20 protein-coding genes are annotated in these 26,173 nt (G+C 68.6%); 8 read left to right on the top strand and 12 right to left on the bottom strand.

From position 1 onward, the window contains the following. Positions 1–94: 94 nt before the first annotated feature. Both lat and ACFXHA_RS41840 read right to left on the bottom strand, forming a co-directional pair. Positions 95–1,435, bottom strand: a complete 1,341-nt coding sequence (gene lat, locus ACFXHA_RS41845; protein ID WP_379366384.1) for an L-lysine 6-transaminase — start codon at positions 1,433–1,435, stop codon at positions 95–97. Positions 1,436–1,547: 112 nt separating this feature from the next. Continuing rightward, entirely contained in the window at positions 1,548–2,000 is a 453-nt protein-coding gene (locus tag ACFXHA_RS41840) for an Lrp/AsnC family transcriptional regulator (RefSeq protein ID WP_120737141.1), read from the bottom strand. Between the two features lie 58 nt (positions 2,001–2,058). On the opposite strand from ACFXHA_RS41840, the gene ACFXHA_RS41835 reads away from it, so the two are divergent. Further along, positions 2,059–3,588 carry an aldehyde dehydrogenase family protein gene (locus ACFXHA_RS41835; protein ID WP_379366382.1) on the top strand — a complete coding sequence of 510 codons (1,530 nt, stop codon included), beginning with the start codon at positions 2,059–2,061 and terminating at the stop codon, positions 3,586–3,588. Positions 3,589–3,621: 33 nt separating this feature from the next. On the opposite strand, the gene ACFXHA_RS41830 is transcribed toward ACFXHA_RS41835, so the two are convergent. Both ACFXHA_RS41830 and ACFXHA_RS41825 read right to left on the bottom strand, forming a co-directional pair. Further along, positions 3,622–4,476, bottom strand: a complete 855-nt coding sequence (locus tag ACFXHA_RS41830; RefSeq protein WP_379366380.1) for an SDR family oxidoreductase — start codon at positions 4,474–4,476, stop codon at positions 3,622–3,624. Beyond that, complete coding sequence (locus ACFXHA_RS41825) at positions 4,473–5,432, bottom strand: patatin-like phospholipase family protein (RefSeq protein ID WP_379366379.1); 960 nt, start codon at positions 5,430–5,432, stop codon at positions 4,473–4,475. Before ACFXHA_RS41825 ends, ACFXHA_RS41830 begins: the two co-directional genes overlap by 4 nt. A gap of 69 nt (positions 5,433–5,501) precedes the next feature. On the opposite strand from ACFXHA_RS41825, the gene ACFXHA_RS41820 reads away from it, so the two are divergent. Continuing rightward, positions 5,502–6,164, top strand: coding sequence for a TetR/AcrR family transcriptional regulator (locus ACFXHA_RS41820; RefSeq protein ID WP_379366377.1), 663 nt, complete (start codon positions 5,502–5,504; stop codon positions 6,162–6,164). Here the strand turns inward: ACFXHA_RS41820 and ACFXHA_RS41815 are convergent. Beyond that, complete coding sequence (locus tag ACFXHA_RS41815) at positions 6,118–6,660, bottom strand: histidine phosphatase family protein (protein ID WP_379366375.1); 543 nt, start codon at positions 6,658–6,660, stop codon at positions 6,118–6,120. The two genes, ACFXHA_RS41820 and ACFXHA_RS41815, sit on opposite strands and share 47 nt — an antisense overlap. A 152-nt stretch (positions 6,661–6,812) precedes the next feature. On the opposite strand from ACFXHA_RS41815, the gene ACFXHA_RS41810 reads away from it, so the two are divergent. Together ACFXHA_RS41810 and ACFXHA_RS41805 are read left to right on the top strand one after the other, a co-directional pair. Further along, complete coding sequence (locus ACFXHA_RS41810) at positions 6,813–11,615, top strand: ATP-dependent helicase (protein ID WP_379366373.1); 4,803 nt, start codon at positions 6,813–6,815, stop codon at positions 11,613–11,615. A gap of 6 nt (positions 11,616–11,621) precedes the next feature. Beyond that, a complete protein-coding gene (locus ACFXHA_RS41805; protein ID WP_379366371.1) occupies positions 11,622–12,401 on the top strand; it encodes a DNA-formamidopyrimidine glycosylase family protein in 780 nt (259 codons plus the stop codon). Positions 12,402–12,465: 64 nt separating this feature from the next. Here ACFXHA_RS41805 and ACFXHA_RS41800 read toward each other — a convergent pair whose 3' ends face one another. After that, positions 12,466–14,121, bottom strand: coding sequence for a hypothetical protein (locus tag ACFXHA_RS41800; RefSeq protein ID WP_379366369.1), 1,656 nt, complete (start codon positions 14,119–14,121; stop codon positions 12,466–12,468). 171 nt (positions 14,122–14,292) lie between these two features. Here ACFXHA_RS41800 and ACFXHA_RS41795 point away from each other — a divergent pair, with 171 nt between their 5' ends. Next, positions 14,293–14,847, top strand: a complete 555-nt coding sequence (locus ACFXHA_RS41795) for a Uma2 family endonuclease (RefSeq protein WP_379366367.1) — start codon at positions 14,293–14,295, stop codon at positions 14,845–14,847. A gap of 10 nt (positions 14,848–14,857) precedes the next feature. Here the strand turns inward: ACFXHA_RS41795 and glpK are convergent, their stop codons facing one another. Next, positions 14,858–16,354 (bottom strand): glycerol kinase GlpK, encoded by a 1,497-nt coding sequence (gene glpK / locus ACFXHA_RS41790; RefSeq protein WP_379366365.1) that lies wholly within the window; start codon positions 16,352–16,354, stop codon positions 14,858–14,860. A gap of 82 nt (positions 16,355–16,436) precedes the next feature. Between glpK and glpD the strand changes: the two genes are divergently transcribed. After that, positions 16,437–18,185 (top strand): glycerol-3-phosphate dehydrogenase, encoded by a 1,749-nt coding sequence (glpD, locus tag ACFXHA_RS41785; RefSeq protein WP_379366363.1) that lies wholly within the window; start codon positions 16,437–16,439, stop codon positions 18,183–18,185. 70 nt (positions 18,186–18,255) lie between these two features. Here the strand turns inward: glpD and ACFXHA_RS41780 are convergent, their stop codons facing one another. From ACFXHA_RS41780 to ACFXHA_RS41765, 4 genes are all read right to left on the bottom strand, one after another. Continuing rightward, a complete protein-coding gene (locus ACFXHA_RS41780) occupies positions 18,256–19,446 on the bottom strand; it encodes a PLP-dependent aminotransferase family protein (RefSeq protein ID WP_379366361.1) in 1,191 nt (396 codons plus the stop codon). 110 nt (positions 19,447–19,556) lie between these two features. Further along, a complete protein-coding gene (locus ACFXHA_RS41775; protein WP_379366359.1) occupies positions 19,557–20,771 on the bottom strand; it encodes a hypothetical protein in 1,215 nt (404 codons plus the stop codon). Between the two features lie 101 nt (positions 20,772–20,872). Further along, positions 20,873–22,018, bottom strand: a complete 1,146-nt coding sequence (locus tag ACFXHA_RS41770; protein ID WP_379366358.1) for a hypothetical protein — start codon at positions 22,016–22,018, stop codon at positions 20,873–20,875. Between the two features lie 198 nt (positions 22,019–22,216). After that, positions 22,217–23,620 carry an NAD(P)H-quinone dehydrogenase gene (locus ACFXHA_RS41765; RefSeq protein ID WP_379366356.1) on the bottom strand — a complete coding sequence of 468 codons (1,404 nt, stop codon included), beginning with the start codon at positions 23,618–23,620 and terminating at the stop codon, positions 22,217–22,219. Between the two features lie 303 nt (positions 23,621–23,923). On the opposite strand from ACFXHA_RS41765, the gene ACFXHA_RS41760 reads away from it, so the two are divergent. Further along, entirely contained in the window at positions 23,924–24,403 is a 480-nt protein-coding gene (locus ACFXHA_RS41760) for a gamma-glutamylcyclotransferase (RefSeq protein ID WP_379366354.1), read from the top strand. 73 nt (positions 24,404–24,476) lie between these two features. After that, positions 24,477–24,890 carry a PPOX class F420-dependent oxidoreductase gene (locus ACFXHA_RS41755; protein ID WP_379366352.1) on the top strand — a complete coding sequence of 138 codons (414 nt, stop codon included), beginning with the start codon at positions 24,477–24,479 and terminating at the stop codon, positions 24,888–24,890. A 58-nt stretch (positions 24,891–24,948) separates the two neighbouring features. On the opposite strand, the gene ACFXHA_RS41750 is transcribed toward ACFXHA_RS41755, so the two are convergent. Beyond that, positions 24,949–26,118: a M20 family metallopeptidase gene (locus ACFXHA_RS41750; protein ID WP_379366350.1), complete on the bottom strand. Its 1,170-nt coding sequence runs from the start codon at positions 26,116–26,118 to the stop codon at positions 24,949–24,951. Positions 26,119–26,173: the final 55 nt, after the last annotated feature.

Raw genomic sequence — 26,173 nt, 5'->3', positions numbered from 1 at the left:
GTTGACGGAGTGTCTCACTGCGCCACGCGCTTCGGTCATTAGACGCTTTTAGGAAATTACGGGCAACCCGGACCAATGCGGTCCGGGTTGCAGCTCAACCCAATACGCGCTCGAGGGCGTCTACGGCCTCGTCCAGCTCCGCCCTGGTTACCGTCAGCGGCGGGCGGAAGCGAATCCCGCGCTCGCCGGTTCCGAGGATGAGCACGTGCTCCTCCTCGCGCAGCCGGGTGACCACCTCGTTGCGCAGTTCCGGCGTCGCCAGCGTGATCGCGCACATCAGCCCGCGACCCCGCGGATCCGCGACTTCCGCATGGACAGTGGACAATTCGGTCAAACGTCCGAGCAGGTGCGGCCCGAGTTCCCGGGCCCGGGCCACCAGATCCTCGTGTTCCATCACCTCGAAGACGCGCCGCGCCCGGACCATATCGGCGAGATTGCCGCCCCAGGTGGAGTTCAACCGCGAGCTGACGTGGAAGACATTGTCGGGCACCTCGTCGATCCGGCCGCCCGCCATGATTCCGCAGACCTGGGTCTTCTTGCCGAAGGCGACCACATCGGGTTCGAGGCCGAGTTGCTGATACGCCCACATGCTGCCGGTCATGCCGACACCGGTCTGCACCTCGTCGAGGATGAACAGGGCGTCGTTGTCGTGGCAGAGCCGCTGCATCGCGCGCAGGAACTCCGGCCGCAGATGCCGGTCGCCGCCCTCGCCCTGAATCGGCTCGGCAATGAAACACGCTATGTCGTGCGGGTTTTCGGCGAAAGCGCGGCGGGCCTGGTCGAGGGCATGCGACTCGGCGGCCTCGATATCGGCGTGATCGGGTCCGACGTACGGGGTGTCGATGCGGGGCCAGTCGAACTTCGGGAAGCGGGCCGTCTTGACCGGATCGGTGTTGGTGAGCGAGAGCGTGTAGCCGGTGCGGCCGTGGAAGGCGCCGGTCAGGTGCAGCACCTTGGTGCCGAGTTCCGGTGCGCGCCCGTGCATCTCGTTGTGCCGGGACTTCCAGTCGAAGGCGGCCTTGAGGGCGTTTTCGACGGCGAGCCCGCCGCCGTCGATGAAGAACAGGTGCGGTAGCCGCGGATCGCCCAGCACGCGCGCGAAAGTGTCCACGAAGCGCGCCATTTCGACGGTGTAGACGTCGGAGTTGCTGGGTTTGTTGAGCGCGGCGGCGGTGAGGTTGGCCAGGAAGGGCCGGTCCCCCAGCAGTGCCGGATGGTTCATGCCGAGGGTGGAGGAGGCGAAGAACCCGAACATGTCGAGGTACGCGGTGCCGTCGCGGGCGTCCACGAGCCGTCGGCCACGCGATTTTCGCAGGTCCAGCACGAGGTCGAAGCCATCGGCGAGAATGCTCGCGGACAGAATGTCATGCACCCGGGCGGGGGTGACGAGAGTGGTTTCGGCGGCCGCCCCGAGCCGATCGAGTCCGAGGGTCACGCCACCCAGCGTAAATGAATATTTACGGCTAGGCCCGTAAATCCCGGAAGTATTACAGCCGTAACCGGGTCGTCACCCGAATGTCTGCGGCCGACTTCGCCCGGCTCGCAGACTACTTGTCATAGAATGTCTGCAGGATGATCGTGCTTCGCGTGCGGACGTTGGCCGTCGCGCGGATCTCCTGCAGCAGTTGTTCCAGGTGCCTGGGCGAGGCCACCCGCACCATCAGCATGTAGCTCTCGTCACCGGCCACCGAATGACAGGCCTCGATGCCCGGAATGTGCTGCAGCAGTGCGGGCGCGTCATCGGGCTGCGACGGATCGAGAGGAGTGATCGCGACGAATGCCGACAGCATCTGCCCCAGTGCCTCGGGATCGACGTTCGCCGTATAGCCGCGGATCACGCCGCGCGCCTCCAACCGCCGCACCCGCGATTGCACGGCGGACACCGAAAGGTTCGCCTTCTCCGCCAGATTGGACAGGGTGGCGCGACCATCGGCAATCAGCTCACGGATCAGCAGTCGATCGATGTCGTCGAGTTGTGGTTTCGCCGGTGTATCCGCCATCAGCGAAGGCTAACGCAGCGAACCGAACTCGGTGACGGAACCCAACCTGGAGCATGTAATGAGTCACGCACTGACCGACCCGGCCACCCGTGAGCTCCGTGAGCGCGCGGAGAACATTCTGCGACGCCTCGGTGTCGAATCGCCCGAACCGGGTGAACTTCCGGCACGCACCCCGATCACCGGCAGTGAGCTGCTCACCTTGCGCGCGAGCACAACTGCCGAAGTGGACGCCGCTATCGCGCGGGCGGACACGGCCTTCCGGAGCTGGCGCACGGTGCCCGCACCGCAACGCGCGGCGGTGGTGCGGCGGTTGTCCGCGCTGCTCACCGAAAATCTCGACGATCTGGGCGAATTGGTCACACTGGAGGCGGGCAAGATCGGGCCGGAGGCGCGCGGTGAGGTCCAGGAGATGATCGATGTCTGCGAGTTCGCCATCGGGCTCTCGCGGCAGTTGTACGGGCGGACCATGCCGTCGGAGCGGCCGGGGCACCGGCTGATGGAGACCTGGCATCCGCTCGGCGTGGTCGGGGTGATCTCGGCGTTCAACTTCCCGGTCGCGGTGTGGGCGTGGAATACCGCCATCGCGCTGGTGTGCGGGGACACGGTGGTGTGGAAGCCGTCGGAGACGACGCCGCTGACCGCGCTGGCCTGTCACGGGCTACTACGCCGGGCCGCGGTCGAGGTGGGCGCGGATCCCGAAGTGCACCAACTGATTCAGGGTGCGGCAAGCGTCGGTGAGCAATTGGTGGACGATCCGCGGGTGGCGCTGGTGAGCGCGACCGGATCGGTGCGGATGGGACAGCGGGTGGCGCCGCGGGTGGCGGCCCGGTTCGGGCGCTGCCTGCTGGAACTGGGCGGCAATAATGCGGCCATTGTCACACCGTCGGCGGACCTGGAATTGGCTACGCGGGGAATCGTTTTCGCGGCGGCGGGTACGGCCGGGCAGCGGTGCACGACCCTGCGGCGACTGATCACGCACGTGGATGTCGTAGGGCCGCTGCTGGATCGGATTTCTTCTGCGTATCGGCAACTGCGCGTGGGTAACCCGCTCGAGGAAGGCGTTCTCGTCGGGCCGCTCGTCAATGCGCGGGCCTACGAGGGCATGCAGGCGGCGCTGGAGCGCGCGCAAGCCGACGGGGGCGAGGTGGTCTGCGGTGGCGAGCGTATCGAGGGGCCCGGCGAGGACGCCTTCTACGTCCGGCCCGCCATCGTGCGGATGCCCGCGCAGACCGCGGTGGTGCGGGAGGAGACGTTCGCGCCGATCCTCTACGTGCTCACCTATCACGATCTGGAGGCCGCCATCGAGCTGCACAATGCGGTGCCGCAAGGGCTTTCGTCGTCGATCTTCACGCAGAACCAGCGTGAGGCGGAACGGTTCCTGGCCGCGGACGGTTCGGACTGCGGTATCGCCAATGTGAACATCGGCACCTCGGGCGCCGAGATCGGCGGCGCGTTCGGCGGTGAGAAGCAGACGGGCGGTGGCCGCGAATCCGGCTCGGATTCGTGGAAGGCGTACATGCGCCGGGCCACCAACACCGTCAACTACTCCACCGAACTGCCCCTGGCACAGGGCATTCGGTTCGAGTAGACACCCCTGCGGCCTACTCGAACCGGCCGTCGGTCAGGACTCGTCGTCCTCGGCGGTGATGGCACGCACCTGCGCCTCGTACTGCGAGCGGACCTTCTCGTCGGCGGGGTGCAGGGCGCGGTCGGCGTTGAGGGCCTTGCGCACCAGGCGCATCGCGGGTTCCGGGGCGGCGGCGATGGCGACGTCGAGCCCGCCCAGGTAGTTCGGGACGGCGACCTCGGCGCGACGGCTGCGCACCGTGCCGACCACGGCCGCGGCGACGTCCTCGGGATCGACGGTCGGCATGCCGCCGCCCAGGGACAGGCCCGAGGACAGGCGGGTGCGCACGGCCGACGGCATGACGCAGCTGACGCTGACCCCGTGCGGCGCGAACTCCAGACGTGTTGCGGCGGAGAGGCCGACGGCGGCGAACTTGCTGGCGTTGTAGACGGCCAGACCGGCGACCGGGAGCTTGCCCGCCAGCGAGGCCACGTTCACCACGTGGCCGTGGCCGCGGTCGATCATGCCGGGGACGACGGCGCGCATGCCGTGGATGAGGCCCCAGACATTGACGTCGATGGTGGTGTGCCCCACCGCGTCCGGCTCGTCGAGGAAGGCGCCGGCGGGCATGACGCCCGCATTGTTCACCAGGATGTCGATGCGGCCGAAGTCGGCGACCACCTTGTCCCACTGGTCGCGCTTGCGCACGTCGAGCTCGAAAGCCTTGGCCCCCAGGGCGGCCGCGGCGGTCTGGGCGGCGGCGGTGTCCACATCCGCGATGGCGACCTCCGCGCCCTTGCTCGCGAACAGTTCCGCCGTGCACTGGCCGATGCCGCGGCCCGCGCCGGTGATCAGCACCCGGGCGCCGTTCAGATCGATGGCGGGATAGTTGTTTCCGAAGATGCTCACGCGAATACTCCCTGCTCGACCCGGCGGCGGATGCTGACCAGGCTGTGTTCGAAGGTGGCGAGACGGCGGCGGCCGTCCATGAAGTTGGGGCCCATGACGGCCAGGTCCTCGGCGGTGGCGTCGATGCGCAGCACCTTGACGCCGCTGGCGCGCAGCAGCGCGACCTCGGCATCGAGCTTCTCGCTCATGCGGTTTCGCAGCTGGCGTTCGAGGAAGTGGCCCGCGCCGGTGGCGGGCAGGCGGCCGGTGGAGGCCATCGGTGCGATCACCACGACCTCGTCGAGGTCGGCGGGGATGAGCAGGTCGGCCGAGGCGGTGGAGGCCGCGCCGCCGTCGACGAAGCGGCGGCCCGCGATCTCCACGGCCGGGAACCAGCCGGGAATAGCCCACGAGGCCCGCAGTGCCGCACCGATAGTCGCGTCCGGGGCCGACGGCGCGCCGAAGGGCACCCGTTCGCCGGTGGCATTGTCCATGGCGACCAGCCAGGTGGCGGGGTGCTGGACCCAGTCGCGGCCGGGATTGAGTCGTTGTGCCAGGCGTTGCAGCCAGGCCGGGTCGCCGCTGCCCTGCGGCAGCAGCCCGCTGCCCGCGGTGAGCAGGGCGTGGCCATTGCCCGGGCGGGCCAGCAGTTCTCGCGCGGCGCGGGCGGGTGCGCCGAGGCGCGGTCGCGGCAGCGGCGGGAATCGCGGTGGCTCCGCGCGCATGTGGTCGATGAGGATCGGGTCGGTGGCGGTGCCGCGTTGCATGGCGATCAGATCGTCGACGCCGACACCGCTGCCCAGCATGGTGAGTGTCTCCGCGCCGGCCGAGGTGCCGATCATGGCGTCGGCGGTGCGCGGATCCCAGTCCAGTACGTCCCGCGCCGCAGCCAGTGCGGCGACGATCCAGGCCATGCCGACGGTGCCGCCGCAGCCGATGGCGAGGCCACGTCGCTGTGACCCGTTCCTGTTACTCATGGTTTCGAACACTAGCAGTATTCGCATACCGACGGTATCCCAAATCTTTCAGTACATAGAATCGTCGTCATGGCACGACTCACCAGGCCCGAGAGCCAGGCCCGCACCCGCTCGGACCTGCTCGCCACCGCGCGCGAGATGTTCCTGCGGGACGGGTACGCCAAGACCAGCCTGGAGAAGGTCGCCGAGGAGGCCGGGTACTCCAAGGGCGCGGTCTACTCGAACTTCAAGACCAAGTCCGCGCTCTGCCTCGAGGTGCTCGGGCTCATCCACGAGACCAAGTTCACCGAGTTGAGCGATCTGCTCAGCGGCGAGGATTCGCTCGAGGATCGGATGGAACGCTTCGAGCGCTGGGCCGAACGCACACTGGGCGATGTCGAGTGGACACTGCTGGAATTCGAGTTCGCCATCGTGGCGCGCGATGACGCCGACCTGCAGGCCGCGCTGGTCTCGGGGCTGAGCATGATGCGCGGGGCCGCGGCCGCTCAACTGCAGGTACTGGCCGATTCCATGGGGGTGGTGCTGCCCATGTCGGCGGAGGACTCGGCCACCACGATCCTGAGTCTCGGTCTGGGACTGGGCATTCAGCGCGCGGTGGACCCGAGCATCTCCGCCCGGCTGATCACGGACGCGGTGCGGGCCATGCTGGCGGCGGCCGTGCCCATCGGCGAAAGTGCGGTTGCGGTCAGCGGAAGTTCAGCGTCCACTCGCCGCGATACTGCAGCCGGGTGACGCTGACCGGGGGAACGTCGATGCGCCAGAACGACTTCGCGGGGGCGTCGAGGGTGACCAGCAGGGCGGCGCGGATGACGGCCGGGTGGGTGATCGCGATGGTGGGTTCGCCGTCCAGGGCGATATCGGCGAGCCATTCGCCGGTGCGCTCGATGACATCGACCACGGCCTCGCCGCCGTGGCCGCGATAGCCCGGATCGGTGAGCCACAGGTAGAGGTCCTCCTTGGGCACCGACATGAGTTCGCCGCCACGCCAGGCCCCGGCGTCCATATCGCGTAGTCGATCGTCCTCGTCGCCCGCGAGTCCCATGAGGGTGGCGGTCTCGACCGTGCGGCGTTCGGGGGCGGTGATGACCCGCGCGGCACTCAAACGGCCGCAGGCGGTGACCGAACGACGACCTGCTTCGGTGAGTGGTTCATCGACCGGAAATCGTGCTTTGCGCATCGCCTCTGTCATGCCGTGACTGACAAGATCGAGTCGGAGCACCTTCTGCACGGACCGAAGCCTACGCGCGGCGGCCAGGGGCGGATCACCAATTGCTCGGTCTTCGCTCACCCCCTACGAACCCGGAAAACGGACATGCGGGAGAACCTTCCGATAGGGGCCGGGTGGCGAAGTCTGTCGGTGGGCGGGTGCAGACTGGGGCGATGGATCGGTTCTCCCCCGCGACCAGAGAGTGGTTCGACGGCGCGTTTCCGGCGCCCACGGCCGCGCAGTTGGGGGCGTGGGAATCGATCGCGGCGGGGCAGCACACACTGGTGATCGCGCCCACCGGATCGGGTAAAACACTGTCGGCTTTTCTGTGGGCCATCGATCGGCTGGCGACGCGGGAACCGGTAACCGGGCCTCGCAAGACCTCGGTGCTCTACATCTCCCCGCTCAAGGCGCTGGCCGTGGATGTGGAGCGGAATCTGCGCGCGCCGCTGGTCGGTGTCACCCAGACGGCCAAGCGGCTCGGGGTGGAGGCGCCCGAGATTCGGGTGGGGGTGCGGTCCGGGGATACCAGTGCGGCGGATCGGCGCAGCATGCAGCGCACGCCGCCGGACATTCTGATCACCACGCCGGAATCGCTGTTCCTCATGCTGACCTCGGCGGCACGGGAGTCGCTGAGCGAGGTGCACACCGTGATCGTGGACGAGGTGCATGCCATCGCGGGGTCCAAACGCGGTGCGCACCTGGCACTTTCGCTGGCACGACTGGATCGTCTCACACCCTCGCCCGCACAGCGCATCGGCCTTTCGGCGACCGTGCGGCCGCCCGCAGAAGTCGGGAAGTTCCTGGTCGGGAGCGCGCCCATCACGATCGTCGCGCCGCCCGCGCCCAAAACCTTCGACCTGTCGGTGCGGGTGCCGGTGGCGGATATGACCGAACCCGATGCGGGGCGGGAGGATTCGGATCAGCCGGGCTCGATCTGGCCGCATGTGGACGAGGCCATCGTGGATCTGGTGCTCGAACACCGGTCCTCGATCGTGTTCGCCAATTCGCGGCGGCTTTCCGAACGCCTCACCGCGCGCCTGAACGAGGCGTACGCGGCCCGGCTCGGAGAAGCCGTCGAGACCGAGCACAAGCCGCCCGCGCAGCTGGGGGCTTCCACCGAGGTGATTCACGGTGCGACAACGCTTTTGGCGCGCGCCCACCACGGGTCGGTGAGCAAGGAGCAGCGGGCGCTCATCGAGGACGACCTCAAGAGCGGGCGGCTGCGGTGCGTGGTCGCCACCAGCAGCCTCGAACTCGGCATCGATATGGGCGCGGTGGAACTGGTGGTACAGGTGGAGGCGCCGCCGTCGGTGGCCTCGGGGCTGCAGCGGGTGGGTCGCGCCGGGCACCAGGTGGGTGAGATCTCACGCGGCGTCATCTTCCCCAAGCATCGCACCGATGTCGTGCACTGCGCGGTGGCATCCATGCGCATGACGGCCGGGCAGATCGAGGAACTCCAGGTCCCGACCCATCCCCTCGATATTCTCGCCCAGCAGACGGTGGCCGCCTGCGCGCTCGAACCCATCGACGCCGACGCCTGGTTCGACACCGTGCGCGCCACGGGAAGCTATGCGGCACTACCTCGTTCGGCCTACGACTCGGTGCTGGACCTGCTCGCGGGCCGCTACCCCTCCGACGAGTTCGCCGAACTGCGGCCGCGCATCGTCTGGGACCGCGACGCGGGCACCCTCACCGGCCGCCCGGGCGCGCAACGCCTCGCCGTCACCTCCGGCGGCGCGATCCCCGATCGCGGGCTGTTCCCGGTCTTCATGGTCGGTGAGAAGGCTTCCCGCGTCGGCGAACTCGATGAGGAGATGGTCTACGAATCCCGGGTCGGTGACGTCTTCGCCCTGGGCGCGACCAGTTGGCGTATCGAGGAGATCACCTTCGACCGGGTCCTGGTGACCCCGGCCTTCGGGCAGCCCGGCCGACTTCCGTTCTGGCACGGCGATTCCCTGGGCCGACCCGCCGAATTGGGCGCGGCATTAGGCGAATTCGTGCGGCTGGCAGGCCAAGCGGTCGAAGAGCATCGCGCGGGTGACAAATCGGCGACCACGCGAACAGCGGCATCCGATCCCGTCGACTTGGCCACCGCACTGGGGGAATTCGCGGCAGGTAAGCCCGAGGAACGGCCGGGTAAGGGCGGAAGCAAGACGAAATCCACCGGGGGTAAAGCGAAATCCGCCGGGGGCAAGGCGAAATCGGCACCGCGGTCCGCGCTCGAGCAGGTCTCGGCTGCGGCCGGACTGGACGAGAACGCGACGGGCAATCTGGTATCGCTGCTGGCCGAGCAGCGGGAGGCGACCGGGCAGTTGCCGACCGACAAGACGCTCGTAGTGGAGCGGTTCCGCGATGAGCTGGGCGACTGGCGGGTGGTGTTGCATTCGCCGTACGGGTTGCCGGTGCACGCGCCGTGGGCGCTGGCGGTGGGGGCCAGGCTGCGGGAGCGGTTCGGGGTGGATGCCGCGCCGACGCCGTCGGATGACGGGATCGTGGTGCGGCTGCCGGATACCACCGATGATCCGCCGGGGGCGGAGTTGTTCGTGTTCGAGACCGATGAGATCGATGATCTGGTGACCGAACAGGTCGGCGGCTCGGCACTTTTCGCGTCCCGGTTCCGGGAGTGCGCGGCGCGGGCGCTGCTGCTGCCGCGCCGCGATCCGGGGAAGCGGGCCCCGCTGTGGCAGCAGCGGCAGCGGGCGGCGCAGTTGCTGGATGTGGCGCGCAAGTTCCCGGATTTCCCGATTCTGCTGGAGACGGTGCGCGAGTGCCTGCAGGACGTGTACGACCTGCCGTCGCTGCGGGAGCTGCTGGGCCGGGTGGCGCGCCGGCAGGTACGGCTGGTGGAGGTGGAGACCGCCACGCCGTCACCGTTCGCGAATTCGCTGCTGTTCGACTACATCGGGCAGTTCATGTACGAGGGCGACTCTCCGCTGGCCGAGCGGCGGGCGGCGGCGCTGTCACTGGATTCGAGCCTGCTGGCGGAACTGCTGGGGCGGGTCGAACTGCGAGAGCTGCTGGACGCGGCGGTGCTGGAGCAGACCGAGCGGGAACTGCAGCGGCTCACGCCCGAACGGCACGCGCGGGATATGGAGGGGCTGGCCGATCTGCTGCGGCTGCTCGGGCCGATCACCGCCGGGGAAGCGGCCGAGCGGTGTGTTGACGATCCGCGCGAGTGGTTCGGAGAGTTGGTGAAATCGCATCGGGCGCTGGAGGTTTCGTTCGCGGGTTCGCGCTGGTGGGTGGCCATCGAGGATGCCGCGCGGCTGCGGGACGCGTTGGGGGTGCCGCTGCCCATCGGGGTCCCGGCGGCGTTCATCGAGCCGGTCGCCGATCCGCTCGGCGATCTCGTCGGGCGGTACGCACGCACGCACGGGCCGTTCACGCTGACCGCGGTCGCGCAGCGGTTCGGGCTGGGACCGGCCGTGGCGGCCACCGCATTGCATCGTCTGTCCATCGAGAAGCGGGTCGTGGAAGGCGAATTCACGCCGGGCTCGGCCGGCTCGGAATGGTGTGACAGCGAGGTGCTGCGCCGGTTGCGCCGTCGCTCGCTGGCCGCCGCCCGCAAGGAGGTCGAGCCGGTCGCGACCGCCGCGCTGGGCCGGTTCCTGCCGTCCTGGCAGCATGTCGGCACCGGCGAGCTGCGCGGCGTGGACGGGGTCGCGGCGGTGGTGGAACAGCTTGCGGGCGTGCCGATTCCGGCATCGGCCTGGGAGTCGCTGATCCTGCCGCTGCGGGTGCGCGACTACTCCCCCGCCATGCTCGACGAGCTGATGGCGACGGGTGAGGTGATCTGGTCCGGGCACGGGTCGATCACCGCCAAGGACGGCTGGATCGCGCTGCACCCGGCGGAGGGGGCGGGGCTGACCCTGCCGCCACCGGACGAGATCGATCTGACCGAACGGCACATCGGGCTGCTGACTGCGTTGGGGGCCACCGTGATCGGCGGCACCGTGGACGGCGCGGCCCAGGCCGACGGTGAGACCACGGGTACCGCTCTGCCGAAGGGCGAGTATCAGGTGGTGGCGGGTAACACCGGTGGCGCGTACTTCTTCCGGCAGCTCCTCGACGGTGCCGAGACCGAGGACGAGACCGCGGTGACTGCCGCGCTCTGGGATCTGGTGTGGGCCGGGCATATCGGCGGCGACACCTTCGCACCCGTCCGCGCCCTGCTGGCCGGGACGACCCGCACCACGACCGCGCATCGCACGCCCCGGCGCACCCCGCGCGGGCGAATGTATCTGCCGCGCACCGGCATGCCCGCCCGCACCGCGTCACCGCAGGTCGCCGGTCGCTGGTCGCTGCTACCGGAGCGGGTGGCCGACAATACGATCCGCGCGCACGCCACCGCCGACGTGCTGCTGGAGCGCTACGGGGTGCTGACCCGCGGCCCGGTGCAGAGCGAGGGCGTGCCCGGCGGTTTCGCCCTCATGTACCGGGTCCTCACCGAATTCGAAGATCGCGGCCGTTGCCGGCGCGGATACTTCGTGGATTCGCTGGGCGGCGCGCAGTTCTCGACCACGGATGTGGTGGATCGCCTGCGCTCCTTCGACACCGACCGCACCCGCGGTGACTCGTTCTCGGCCGACCCGGTCGGTAAGGCCGTCGCCCTGGCGTCCTGCGATCCGGCCAATCCCTATGGCGCGGCGCTCCCCTGGCCCAAGGCCGCCGCCGAGGGCGCGGGCCATCGGCCGGGCCGCAAGGCGGGAGCCCTGGTCGTTCTCGTCGAAGGCGAATTGGCGCTCTACCTGGAACGCGGCGGCAAGACCCTGCTCACCTTCAGCGAGGATCCGGCCATCCGCACCGCCGCCGCCACCGCCCTGGCGGCCCTGGTCCACGATCGCCGCGTCGACTCCCTGGTCATCGACCGGGTGAACGGAGAATCCGTCCACGGGAACACCTTCGCCGGATTCCTCACCGAAGCCGGATTCGCCGCCACCCCCAAGGGCTTCCGCCTCCGAGGCCGACCGTGAGCCCCGATGCCCGAAGGTGACACCGTCTTCCTCGCTGCCGCCCGCCTCCGAAAAGCCCTGGCGGGCAAGGAACTCACCCGCAGCGACTTCCGGGTCCCGCGCTACGCCACCTTGAATCTGCGGGGTCAGGAGGTCGACAGCGTCGGCACCTACGGCAAGCACCTGTTCATCCGGACCCCGGAACTGAGCATCCACACGCACCTGAAGATGGAGGGCGAGTGGCGGATCTACCAACCCGGACAGCGCTGGACCAAACCGGGATTCACCGCCCGCCTCATCCTCTCCACCGCCGATAGCGAAGCCGTCGGCTTCTCCCTCGGCCTCGTCGAAGTCCTCCGCCGCCCCGACGAACACACCGCCACCGACCACCTCGGTCCCGACCTCCTCGGCCCGAACTGGGATGCCGCGGAAGCCGTCCGCCGCCTGTCACAGGATCCGGCCCAGCCGATCGGCCTCGCCCTCCTGGACCAAACCAACCTGGCGGGCATAGGCAACATCTACCGCAGCGAGATCTGCTTCCTCCGCCGCGTCAACCCCGCCACCCCGATCGGCGCTGTCGACGACCTCCCCGCCCTCGTCGACGAGGCCCACCGAGTGCTCACCAAGGCAGCCCACCAACCACCCTGGCGGGCACAGGCTTACGGCCGCCACCGCCGCCCCTGCCCCCGCTGCGGCACAAACCTGGTCGTCCACCTCCTAGGCGACGATTCCCACGCCACCCGCGCCGACCGCGGCATCTACTTCTGCCCCCGCTGCCAGCCCACGCCGAACCGCGAGCCAAGCTAGCCGACGAATCCTTGCGCACCAGGCCACGCGATCATGGCATCGAATCCGTTTGGCGCAACGGCAATCAGGACAGCAAAGCCAACTTCACGGAATCCGCGACAAGGATGACGTGGCTCACCGGATCGACCGCGAGCCCTACCTCAGGCTCACTGTCCTTCCCGCTTGCGATGGTGACGGCCGAGGTGACCGCACCTGTCCTGGTATCGAGCGCCCGCGTCGATTCGTAGTTCTGCTTGGGGTCGTCCCCGGCCGCGAAGTTCTGTTCGAGCACGTACGCGGTGTGGGAGCTCGGATCGACGTCGAGTCCCCATGCCATCGGCGCCAATGACAGGGTGCTGCGAATCGTATTGGTGACCGTGTCGATGATCTTCAGGACCCGGGGTGCGTCTCCGGTACTGCCGGTCTCGTCGCCTATCGCGACCAGCGAGTGGGTCTGCGGGTCCACTGCCAGGCCGCGAACACGATCGCCGAACGCGATTGTCGCGGTGACCTTCATGCTCGCCACGTCGATTACCTGGATCGGTTCCGGCAGTTCGGACCCGACGTAGACGAGGTGGGTGCGGGAATCGACAGCGATGTCCTTCTCTGATTCGCCGACCTGCACCTCGCCGACCACCGCGTTCGTGCCCGTATCGACGATCGCGAGCGCATCCCGCGATTTCGGAATTTGTTCGCCGACATAGAGACGATGCAGCGCGCTGTCGATCGCGAGTTTCCATACGCCGGAATCGAACCCGATGGTGGTTCGGACGACCTTCGCGTCGGTATCGATCACGGTGACCTTGCCGTTGTGGCCCAACCCTGGATCGCTGCCGACATACAGCAACCTGGTCGCCGGGTCGAATGCGATGCCGAAGGAGTTCTGGCCCACGGGGACAGCCGCGGTCACAGCCCCGGAGGACAAATCGACGAACCGGACCTTGCCATCGAAACATGCGATGTATGCAACATTTCCGTAGGCGGCGATCGTATCGGAGGTGTAGTCCGCAGGAATGCTCTTACGCAGGGCGACACCGGCCGGATGTCCGGTTCCACCGATACCACCGGGCACCAGAGACAGCGCTCCGAGCGCCGCCCCGACTGCCACCAGTACCGAGGCCATCACGACGCCGATAACGATCGTTCGCCTCGCCTGGGGCCGACTACCCAGCCGCCGCCCCATGAGTTGTAGCGCGGCTTCGGGAAACAGTTCGCGCGGCAATGCGATTCCGCGTGCCCCGCGCACCCGCAGGAATACCGAATCGCCGATGGCGAAGAGTTCGCGGATCTGCCCGAAGGCGATCACGCTGGTGCCGGTCGCGAGGGTGAGTTCCAGCGAATCCCGTTGGTAGCGCGTCGTCATCGTCGCGCCCGGTGTCGCATACGCCATGACGGCGCGGCTGCGGCGCACCATGGCTACGGCGGTGAGGAGCGCTCCGATCACGATGGTGACCGCCAGTAGGCCGAGGTACAGACCCGCCAACTCCAGGGCCCAGGAACCCGAACGACTCACGCCCACAACCAGATCGACGATGTGCCGGACCATGAGAATCAGTGGGATCGTCGCGATGAATCCCAGTCCCGCCGGCGACCGCCAGCGGGCCAGCGCCGTTGCCCGGCTCAGGCGCATCGCCGTATCTGCTTCGGCGGCAAAGGCTGCCACCCCCAGTATCTCGCCGTGCGCCCCCGCCGGTTGCGCCGCATACTGTGCCGGTCGCAGCGCGGAATGTGGCTGATCCATTGCCCCCGCCTTTCGTCGCAGCGACGATAGCCACGCCCTGCGGGGGATTCAACTCGCGCGGTTTCACTGGTCACCACGGGAGAATTCGGTGTGTCTCATGGCTGATCTGGTTAGGGTTCGGGCTTGCGAAAGGAGGCACGGGTGAGTTCGGTGTCCTGGCTCGGTCGGCTGTTGACGCTGGAGGACTGGATCGCAGTTCCGAAGGATGACGGTCATGGTCTCGAGTTGGCCGAGGGGGTGTTGATTGTTACGCCGCAGCCGAGTCAGCGGCATGAGCAGGCCGTTCTGCGGCTGGCGGCGCAGCTCGAGCCGCAGTTGCCGATTACCTGGGGCACGTTGCGGCGGGCTGAGCTGGTGGTCGATTCCGGGCCGGTGCCGACCGTGCGGTTGCCCGATTTGCTGGTGGGGACCGAGGCCGGGATCGAGGACAATCTGCCGCGCTGGTCGCCCGAGCATGTCTGTCTCGTAGCGGAGATCATGTCGGAGGGCACCAGGCGAACCGATCGGGTCACCAAACTCGACGAGTACGCCGAGGCGGGCGTCGAGAACTACTGGTTGATCGATATGGACGATCCCATGAGCCTCAGAGCCTTTCGCCTGATGGCCGACCGGTACGAGAACCTCGGGAGGCAGACCGGGCGGATCGCGCTGCCATTGCTGAATTCCAGTGTGACGATCGATCTTCCGGCGCTGACCGGCAGACGGACTGCCGGTCAGGCCGGATGAGGCGACGCGGTCAGGCCCAGTCGTAGGTGCGTTCGACCGCCTTGTTCCATTCGGTCATGAGGTGGGTGCGGGTGTCCGCCGACATCGACGGGGTCCAGCGTTTGTCTTCGGACCAGTTGGCGCGGATGTCGTCGGTGGAGGACCAGTAGCCGACGGCCAGGCCGGCGGCGTAGGCCGCGCCCAGCGCGGTGGTTTCGGTGACCATGGGGCGGACCACGGGGGCGTCGAGGATGTCGGATTGGAACTGCATCAGCAGTTCGTTCACGACCATGCCGCCGTCGACCTTCAGGGTGACCTTTTCGACGTCGAGGTGCTGGGCTTCGGAGTCGGCGCGCATGGCGTCGATGACCTCGCGGGTCTGGAAGGCGGTGGCTTCCAGGACGGCTCGGGCGAGGTGGCCCTTGTTGACGAAGCGGGTGAGGCCCGCGACGATGCCGCGGGCGTCGGGGCGCCAGCGGGGGGCGAAGAGGCCGGAGAAGGCGGGGACGACGTAGGCGCCGCCATTGTCGGCGACGGTGCGGGCCAGCGGCTCGATCTCGTCGGCGGAGGAGATGATGCCGAGGTTGTCGCGCAGCCACTGGACCAGGGAACCGGTGACGGCGATGGAGCCTTCGAGGGCGTAGACGGCGGGCTGGTCACCGAGGCGGTAGCAGACGGTGGTGAGCAGGCCGTGCTCGCTGAAGACCGGGGTGGTGCCGGTGTTCATGAGCATGAAATTGCCGGTGCCGTAGGTGTTCTTGGTGTCGCCGGGCGAGAGGCAGGCCTGACCGAACGTCGCGGCCTGCTGGTCGCCGAGGATGCCCGCGAGGGGGACGCCCGCGAGCGCTCCGGTGGTGATGTCCCCGTAAACCTCGGAGCTGCTGCGGATTTCGGGCAGCATCGCCATGGGAATGCCGAATTCGGCGCAGATCTGCGAATCCCATTGCAGCGTGCGCAGATCCATCAGCATGGTGCGCGAGGCATTGGTGACGTCGGTGATGTGCAGGCCGGTCAGCTTCCACAGGATCCAGCTGTCGATGGTGCCGAAACACAGTTCCCCGGCCTCGGCGCGCGCCCGCGCACCGGGCACCTCGTCGAGGATCCAACGCAGTTTGGGCCCGGCGAAATACGTGGACAGCGGCAGTCCGGTGCGGTCGGCGTAGCGGTTGGGCCCGAGGTCACCGGCGAGGGTCTCGGTGAGCTCGGCGGTCCGCAGGTCCTGCCAGACAATGGCGTTGTAGATGGGCTTGCCGGTGGCGCGTTCCCACACCACGGTGGTCTCGCGCTGATTGGTGACGCCGGCGGCGGCCACTTCGGCGGCTCCGATGCCGCAGCCCTTCAACGCCTGGGCGATCACCAATTCGGTATTGCGCCAGATGGATTCGGGATCGTGCTCGACCCAGCCGGGCTGCGGGAAGAGCTGTTCGTGTTCGCGCTGGGCGACTCCGGCGATTCGGCCCTGATGATCGAACACGATGCAACGACTCGACGTCGTCCCGGAATCGATGGCGGCCACATAACGACGCATCGCTCGAGGCTAACCGACGCCGCGGGCTACTGTGGGTACCGTAGCCCTCGGTAGCCGAAAAGTAGCCCAGAGGAGTCTGAGGATGACGAAGCAACCGCGATCGCAGTTCCTGGGCCCCGAGCAGCGTGAAGCTGCCTGGGCACGACTCGGGAAGGACACCTTCGACGTCATCGTGATCGGCGGCGGCGTGGTCGGCGCGGGCATCGCCCTGGACGCCGCCACCCGCGGCCTGGAGGTCGCGCTGGTGGAGGCCCGCGATCTGGCGGCGGGCACCTCGAGCCGCTCCTCGAAGATGTTCCACGGCGGTCTGCGCTACCTGGAGATGATGGAGTTCGGGCTGGTCCGCGAGGCCCTCAAGGAACGCGAACTGGCGCTGTCCACGCTGGCCCCACACCTGGTCAAGCCGCTGCGGTTCCTCTACCCGCTCAGCCACTACGGCTGGGAGCGGCCGTACGTGGCGGCGGGCCTCACCCTCTACGACACCATGGGCGGCGCGAAATCCGTTCCCGGACAGCATCATCTGACCAAATCGGCGGCCATGCGGCTGGCTCCGGGCCTGAAGAACGGCGTCCTGACCGGTGGGCTCACCTACTACGACACCGTGGTCGACGATGCCCGGCACACCATGACCGTGGCCCGCACCGCCGCCAATTACGGTGCGGTGGTGCGGACTTCGACCCAGGTGGTCGGCTTCCTGCGCGAGGCCGACCGGGTGACCGGGGTGAAGGTGCGCGACAGCGAGGACGGGCGCACCGCCGAGATCCGCGGCAGCGTCGTCATCAATGCCACCGGCGTCTGGACCGACGAGATCCAGGCCATCGCCGGGCAGCGCGGCCGCTTCCACGTGCGCGCGTCCAAGGGCGTGCACATCGTGGTGCCGCGCGACCGCATCGCCAGCGACACCTCGATCATCCTGCGCACCGAGAAGTCGGTGCTGTTCGTCATCGCGTGGAGCACCGACCACTGGATCATCGGCACCACCGACACCGACTGGAATCTGGATCTCGCGCATCCGGCGGCCACCAAATCCGATATCGACTACCTGCTCGAGCACATCAACAAGGTGCTGGTCACCCCGCTCACCCACGCCGACATCACCGGCGTCTACGCGGGCCTGCGCCCGCTGCTGGCCGGGGAGAGCGACCAGACCTCGAAGCTGTCGCGTGAGCACGCCGTGGCCCGCATCGCGCCCGGCCTGGTGGCCATCGCGGGCGGCAAGTACACCACCTACCGGGTGATGGCCTACGACGCGGTCGACGAAGCAGCACAGGACATTCCGCGCCGGGTCCCGCCGACCGTCACCGAGAAGGTGCCGCTGCTGGGCGCGGACGGCTATCACGCCCTGATGAATCAGACCCCGCACCTGGCCGAGAAGTACGGCGTCCACCCGTACCGAATCCAGCACCTGCTCAACCGGTACGGCTCGCTCATCGACGAGGTGCTCGGCCTGGCCGACGGCAAACCCGATCTGCTGCAGCCGATTACGGAATCACCCGGCTATCTGCGGGTGGAGGCGGTGTACGCGGCCGCCGCCGAGGCCGCCCTGCACCTGGACGACATCCTGGCCCGGCGCACCCGCATCTCCATCGAATACGCCCACCGCGGAGCGGATTGCGCCGACGAGGTGGCGCGCCTGGTGGCCCCGGTACTGGGCTGGTCCGAGGCGGATATCGACCGCGAGGTCGCGGTCTACACCGCCCGCGTCCGCGCCGAGATCGAATCCCAGACCCAGCCCGACGACGCGGGAGCCGACGCCCTGCGCCTGGAAGCCCCGGAAGCCCGGCGGGAAGTCCTCGACCCGATCCCCCTCACCCAGTCCGAATCCGTCTGAGCTCAGCAGAGCCCGATCCGGGTGAGCTCAGCTCACCCGGATCCGCCTGAGCGACAAGACGATCCGTCCTTCAGACGCGAACGGTCGCGGCGTGGGCCTTGGCGAGGCGGTCGACAGCCTCGGTCAGGGTGGCCGCGTCGGAGGTGGTGAAGCACAGGCGCATCGAGCGGGTGTAGTCCGTGGAGACGGCGAAGGCGTTGCCGGGGACGTAGGCGACGCCCGCGTCGAGAGCGTGCGGGAGCAGGGCATCGGTGTCGGTGCCGTCGGTGAAGTCGGCCCAGACGAACATGCCGCCGGCGGCATCGGTGCAGACCACGTTGTCGCCGAAGCGGGTTCGCACGGCGTCGACGAGGGCGCGGGCCCGGTCGCCGTAGACCTGGCGGACCGTGTCCACGTGGCCGGTGAGCCAGTCGGTGTCGGCCAGGAGGTCGGCGGTGATCTGCTGGGTGAGGGCCGAACCGCACAGGTCCGCACCCTGTTTGAGCAGTTCGACGGCGCGGCAGACCGGTTGCGGGGCGATCATCCAGCCCGCGCGCAGACTGGGGGCCAGGATCTTGGAGGCGCTGGAGAGCCGGATCACGAAGGGCGAGTAGGTCGCCACGGGGGCAGGTGAGGGACGGTCGAACCAGAGCTCGCCGTACGGGTCGTCCTCGAGGATCCAGAAACCGTACTGCTCGGCCAGCGCGGCCAGCTCCCGGCGGCGGTCCGGGCTCAGCGTGACACCGCCCGGATTGTGGAAGTTGCTCACGGTGTGCACGACGGCGGGACGCTCACCGGCGGCGAGCAGTTCGCGCAGCAGGTCGACGCGCATACCGTCGGAATCCAAGGGCACGGCCACGATTCGCGCGCCCGCGGCCCGGAAGACCTGCAGCGCACCGACATACGCGGGATCCTCGACCACGACCAGCGCGCCCGGATCCAACAGCACCTCGGCCAGCAGTGAAAGCCCCTGCTGGGAGCCGTGGGTCACGAAGATCTCGTCGACCGGAACGGGCCGACCGGTGCGTCCGGACTCGCGGACGGCCAGCACCTCACGCAGCGGCCCCCAACCCGGGGACTCGGTGTATTGCAGCCGGGCGCGATCCGACAGCGCGGTGTCGGCGGCCGCGGCGATGCGGTCACGGGGCATGAGTTCGGCGTCCGGCAGCCCGCCGGCCAGGCTGATGATGTCGGCGCGCGAGGTGAGCTTGAGCAGGTCACGAATCGCCGAGCTCTGCAGGCCGTCGAGTCGCCGCGCGAGGGGCGGGAAGGTCGCGGACATGAAACCACCTCCGAGGGGACACCGGGGTATGCGAAATTCCACCATGTCACACGGTGACCAGGATATGAAATTCCGATCCCAATATATGGGAAGCGAGTCCAGATTCCGGGCTACTCGATCGACTGGATGAGGTGCTTGCCGTCCCGCTCCACGGTGGTGACCCGCTCGGTGTAGACCTCCGTGGTGCCGTCCGCCCGATGCTCGGTGATGTCCACGTCGTAGAACTGCTGCGCCTGATCGGGACTCTTCCCGGATTCGACGATCTTGAGGCAGTAGGTGGTGCCCGCCTTGAGCGGGTCGATGCCCTTCTGCTGGATCACGTCGGCGGGCATCACCGTGGTCGACTCCGGCACCACGAACGACCGCGCCAGCGAACCGCTGCGCTCGACGTAGAAGGCATGCTCGAAACCGAGAATCGCGTCCACGCCACTGCCGGTGCCACCGGAGCCGTTGCCGATCGTCAGCGGACCGTCGTGCTTGGACGGGCAGCTCAGCGCCGCCACCGTCGAAGGCACCTTGCCCGTGGTGGTCACCCCCGCCACCGGCGCACTGTCCTTGCCGCCGCGCAGCACCGCGAACACCACCAGCCCGATGACCACGAGCAGCACCACCGCACCGCCCGCGATCACCCCGATCTTGCGATACGACCGCTTGACCTCCGGCTTGGGCTGCGGCGCAGGGGTTTTCGGCGTCAGCGCCCTGACGATGGGATCGTCCGCCCAGGACAGCGATTCACTTTGCGGCGCACCGGATTCCGCGGGCGGCGCGGGCGGGAAGCCGCTCGGCGCGGACCGCCACCACGAGTCCGGGGCGGCGGGTGCGGTCTCCGCCGCGGCCGCGCCCGTCGAATTCGGTTCGGCGGCGGCCTCATCGGCCGCACCGATGCGGGTGGTGAGTTCTTGATCACCCGACGCCGATTGCGACCCGCCAGGCGGGATTCTGACGGTCTGTTCGACGTCCGGGGTACCCGATTGCTGCCCGGCGCCCTCGACCGGCGCGAACTGCCCCGTGGACATGCCGTTCACCGGCGGGTACTGCCCGGTCGGATACTGCGCCGGGTACTGCCCGGTCGTCGGAGCCCAGGCATCCGGGGCCCGGTACTGCGGCGGCGGGGGCGGCACCTGCCCACCGGCCGGACGCCACGCCACATCGGGGCCCTGCGGCCCGGGAGCGGGACTCCAGCCCGGCGCGGCCGGAGCCGGGGTGGGACCGAACTCGTTGATCGAGGGCCCGAAATCACCCAGCGACGGCCCGAATTCGCCCTCGGACCCCTTCGACTCCCCGGGTTCGGGACGGTCGGCGGATTCGTCCTGACCGGAAACCATCACCCGTCCTTTCGCCACATGCGCGTGGGGCGGTCGCTGACGACCGCCCCACGCGACGACACTTCCCCTACCGGTGCCATCACCGGAAACCTATGGATCTGTCAGTACTGAACCGATTCGCCCACCTGGGCGGTCACGCCACCGACGTCGACCGAAGAGGACGGCCGCTCGCCCTCGGGGAGCTTACCAATCTGCGCGGCGGCCTCCAGGATCGTGGCGCCGCCCGGCATCAGGCGGATGAAGTTCTCGGCGTCGGCCTTGGCCGCGTTGGCCGCGGCGGTGTCCAGCAGGAACTCGACCTTCTGATCGTTGTCCGGGCCGCTGCCCGCGAACGCCGTCACCTTGATCTGGTTGAGCGTGGTGAAGTCCAACGACATGCCGGCCTCGCCGATCCCGCCCGGCGTGGTGTAGCCGATGGTGCCGACGTAACCGTCCAGGTTGCTGAAGTGGTGGGTGTTGGCGGCCCAGCCCGGCAGCACCGCGCCACCGTCGAGGTTGACCCCGACCTCGGTGTGCGGACCGGTCATGGCGACCACCGGCGCGGCCGGGGCGGTGTCCACGGCGGGCGACTGCCAGCGCGGCTGCTGCGCCGGGGTGTTCGTCGCGGGCTGGCCGGTGATGGTGTCCACCGACGGGTCCGGCTTCGGGGTGGTCCCGGCGGGCTGCGCGGTCTGGTCGTTCGGCTTGGGCGTGGTGGCCTGGCCCGGCGTGGCGGCCGGATCCGGCTGGGTCACCACGGGCTGGGTGGACTGACCCGGCACCGGCAGCGGCGCGACACGCGGCACGGTGACACCCGGCTGCGGCTTCACCGACTTGGGCTGCGCGGGCTGCCCGTTGTTCCCCGCCTGCGAGGCGTTCGGATCACTCTTCGGCGCGTTGGGATCCACCTTCGGGGTGGTGCCCTCCGGCTGGGCGGCGCCCGCCGGCTGACCCGGATCCTGCTGCGGCGCAGTGGTGTCCGGGGTAGTGGGCGCGGTCACACCCGGCTGGGTCTGCTGCGGCTTGGTGGTGCCCGGCTGCACGTTCTCCGGCTTGGGCGCGGGCACGACCTGCGCCTTGGCGTCCGGAGCCGGCGTCTCGGTGGTGGGCGGCGCGGCCGGATCGGGCTGCTGCTGGTCGGCCGGGACCGCACCCGGATCGGCGGGCGCGGCGTTGGCGGGCGCGGACAACAGCGACACCACCGCGGCCGCACCGGCCAGCGTCAGGGAGGTGCTCGCCTTGATCCGACTCGGCTTGCGGTGCTTCACGTTTCGCTCAATTCCTTCGTCCCTCGGCGGCACGATCGCTCCGGGGCATCGAAGAGCCTCGCCGCGGAGGGGAATTGAGAGCCCCCGCTACGTAACGCTCGCGACCGCCCTGCCGATCGCTTCCGCCGCGAACTTAATCACAAGGGAGACAAGGCAGCAAGACGGGCCGGTAACAAAGGGGTGTGAAAAGCGTTGCGGCTAGTCCAGATCGTCGTGCCGCATGAGCTGACGCGCGGCCTCCGTGACCGATCCGGTCAAGGACGGATACACCGAGAATGTCTGCGCCAGATCGTTCACCGTCAGGTTGTTCTGCACCGCGAGCGCGATCGGCAGGATCAATTCCGAGGCGATAGGGGCCACGACAACGCCGCCGATCACCACACCGGTGGCCGGACGGCAGAAGATCTTCACGAAACCCCGTCGCAGGCCCGACATCTTGGCGCGCGGGTTGGTGTTCAACGGCAGCATGACCGTGCGGGCGGGCGTCTCACCATTGTCGATGGCGGTCTGCGAGACACCGACGGTCGCGATCTCCGGACGCGTGAACACCGCGGACGCAACGGTCTTGAGGCGAATCGGCTGCACGCCCTCACCGAGTGCGTGGTACATGGCGATGCGGCCCTGCATGGCGGCCACCGAGGCCAGCGGCAGCAGGCCGGTGCAGTCGCCCGCCGCGTAGACGCCCGTCGCGGTGGTGCGCGAAACCCGGTCCACGCGCAGGTATCCGCCCTTGTCGAGTTCGATGCCCAGGCGTTCCAGGCCCAGCCCGGTGGTGTTCGGGACGGAACCGACGGTCATCAGTGCGTGGGTGCCGGTGACGGTGCGCCCGTCGGACAGCTTCACCACGACGCCTTCGGGGGTGCGCTCCACCGCGTCGGCGCGCGCGTGCTTGGCCAGTTCCACACCGCGCTCGGCGAGGGCATCCTCGAGCACCAGCGCGGCGTCGGCGTCCTCGCGGGGCAGCACGCGGTCCTGGCTGGAGACCAATTTCACCTTCACGCCCATCTCCGTATAGGCGGAGACGAATTCGGCACCGGTCACACCGGAGCCGACGACGACCAGCGTCTCGGGCAGCTCCTTGAGGTCATAGAGTTGGCGCCAGTTCAGGATTCGCTCACCGTCCGGTTCGGCGCCGGGCAGCACGCGCGGGCTGGCACCGGTGGCGATGAGCACCACCTCGGCTTCGATGACCCGTTCCTGACCGTCGGCAAGGGTGGCCTTCACCAGGTGGGTGGCCAGGCCGGGAGCCTGGTCGATGATTTCGCCGTAGCCGGAGAGCACGGTCACGCCGGCGGTCTGCAGTTTGGTGCGGATATCGGAGGACTGGGCCTGGGCGAGGGCCTTCACGCGCGAGTTCACCTCGGAGAGACGCACCTGCGCCTGCGAGGGATGCACGGTGATGCCCAGGTCACGGGCGCGGCGCAGATCGGTGCGCACGCCGGTGGAGGCGATGAAGGTCTTGGACGGCACGCAATCCCACAGCACGCACGCGCCGCCGATGCCGTCACTGTCGATCAGCGTGACCGGGGCCCCGTGCTGGGCCGCTACCAGCGCCGCTTCGTAACCGGCAGGGCCGCCACCGATGATCGCAATGCGGGTCATTGTTCCTCCGCGTTCATTCCGGCCCCGGGATCTCCGATGCCGGTCCCTTACGTTATCCGTCCAGCTCCTTATGTGTTTGACCGCATCCCAGGACAAGCGTCCCACTGTGGCGCATCCCATTCGCGAAGTTCGTCCGTCATCGAGGGAGTGTTGCCCGAACTCCTTGTCGCCCCAGGACGAACCGGACACGCGCGAGGTCCGGCACCGGTTCCGGCGACCTCACGGCTACCGATCATGCGTGCGCCGACCGACTTGTGACGGGATCGGGGATGGTCTTCCCGGATTGTTCGATAGGCTTCTATGGTGCCGATTTACGCCGCCTATGGGTCCAACATGGATCCCGAGCAGATGCTCAAGCGCTGTCCGCACTCCCCCGTATACGGAACCGGCTGGCTGGAAGGGTGGCGACTCACCTTTGCCGGGGACGACATCGGCTGGGAGGGACCGCTGGCGACGGTGGTCGAAGATGCCGGACAACGGGTCTTCGTGGTGCTCTACGACGTTCCCAGTGAGGACGAGCTGAGTCTCGACCGCTGGGAGGGTTCGGACTTCGGAATCCACAAGAAGATCCGGCTGCGCGTCACCCCCAATCAGGGTCCCGGCTCCGAGCCGGTACTCGCCTGGCTCTACGTGCTGGACGCCTACGAGGGCGGGCTGCCGTCCGCGCGCTATATCGGCGTCATCGCGGATGCCGCCGAGAAGGCGGGCGCGCCAAGCGATTACACACACGCGCTCCGCACCCGCAACAGCAAGAACGTCGGGCCGGGCACCTTCGGGCCGTAGCCGCGCCGGAAGATTCGGCGCGGCAGCGGTGTTGCGGGACACGAACGATCTTCGAACCGTCGAAAGAGGAGTCATGCCCGCGACACCCGTGCCCGCCCCGATCGCCGAATTCCTGTCCCGGCCCAACCCGGCCGTGTTCGCCTCGAATCGCCCGGACGGTCAGCCGGTCTCGGTAGCCACCTGGTACCTGTACGAGGACGGCCGAATCCTGGTGAACCTGGCCGACTTCCGCAAGCGCCTCGACTACCTGCGCGAGGACCCGCGCGTCAGCCTGACCGTGCTGGCGGACGGCAACTGGTACAGCCACGTCAGCATCCAGGGCCGCATCGTCTCCATCGAGAACGATGCGGACTCCTCGGTCATCGACCGCATCGCCCAGCACTACACCGGCGGCCAGTACGGCGTCCGCGACCAGAAGCGCGTCTCGGTCTGGATCGAGATCGACCGGTGGCACGCCTGGGGCGCGATCGCCGACGAGGCCAAGTAGCCCCGAAACACGAAGCCGGGCCGCACCTTCGGGTGCGGCCCGGCTTGTTCGTGGTGGGTCAGCCGGCGTTCAGGACGATATTGGTGAACACCCGGACACCCGCGGCCAGCGCGCGCTCGTCGATATCGAAGGTCGGCTGGTGCAGGTCGAGCTGTTCGCCCTGTCCGGACCAGACGCCGAGCCGCGCCATCGCGCCCGGCACCTCCTCGAGGTACCAGGAGAAGTCCTCGCCGCCGCCGGACTGCTGGGTGTCGGCCAGCGCGTCCGGGCCGAGACCGCGAATCGCCTCCTCATACATGCGCACGGCCTGTTCGTCATTGACGACCGGCGGCACGCCGCGCTTGTAGTTGAGCTGGTAGCGCACGCCGGTCGGGGCCAGCAGGCCCTCGACGATCTCGCGCACCATCGGCTCGAGCAGCGACCAGGTGGCGTGATCGCCGGTGCGGACGGTGCCGGTGAGCATGCCGGTCTGCGGAATCGCGTTGGGCGCCTTGCCCGCCGACACCGCGCCCCACACCATGACGGTGCTGGTACGCGGATCGATGCGGCGCGAGAGCAGACCGGGCAGACCGGTGATCACGGTGCCCATGGCGTAGACCAGATCGCTGGTCAGGTGCGGGCGCGAGGTGTGGCCGCCGGGCGAATCCAGCACCAGTTCGACGGTGTCGGCGGCCGAGGTGATCGCGCCGACCCGGATGCCGACCCGGCCGACTTCCAGCCGCGGATCGCAGTGCAGCGCGAACATGCGCGAGACGTCTTCCATCGCACCCGCGGCGACCATGTCGATGGCGCCGCCGGGCATGACCTCTTCGGCGTGCTGGAACACCAGCCGCACACCGACCGGAAGGTCCGGAATCTCGGCCAGCGCCAACGCCGTACCGAGCAGGATGGTGGTGTGCGCGTCGTGCCCACAGGCGTGCGAGACGCCGGGCACGGTGGAGGCGAACGGTAAGCCCGTGTACTCCTGCAGCGGCAGCGCGTCCATGTCGGCGCGCAGACCGATCCGCGGAGTGTCCGGGCCGATGTCGACGATCAGGCCGGTACCGCTCGGTAGCTTGCGCGGTTCCAGCCCGGCCTTGATTAGCCAGGACTCCACGAATTCGGTGGTGCCGAACTCGGTTCGCGAGAGCTCCGGGTTGGCGTGGATATGACGACGCCAAGCCGCGAGGTCGTCCATATGCTCCGAGAGCCAGGCCTCGACCATCTCGTGCCCGGTAGCCGGTTCCATCACGACGTCCATTGCCGCGCCCACCGATGGACGCGCACAGACGGAACCTCTGGAA

The organism is Nocardia sp. NPDC059240 (genome assembly GCF_042753865.1).
In the GTDB taxonomy this organism is placed as follows: domain Bacteria; phylum Actinomycetota; class Actinomycetes; order Mycobacteriales; family Mycobacteriaceae; genus Nocardia.
The sequence above is the reverse complement of the archived record's forward strand: the minus strand, read 5'-3'. Positions and strand labels throughout refer to the sequence as shown.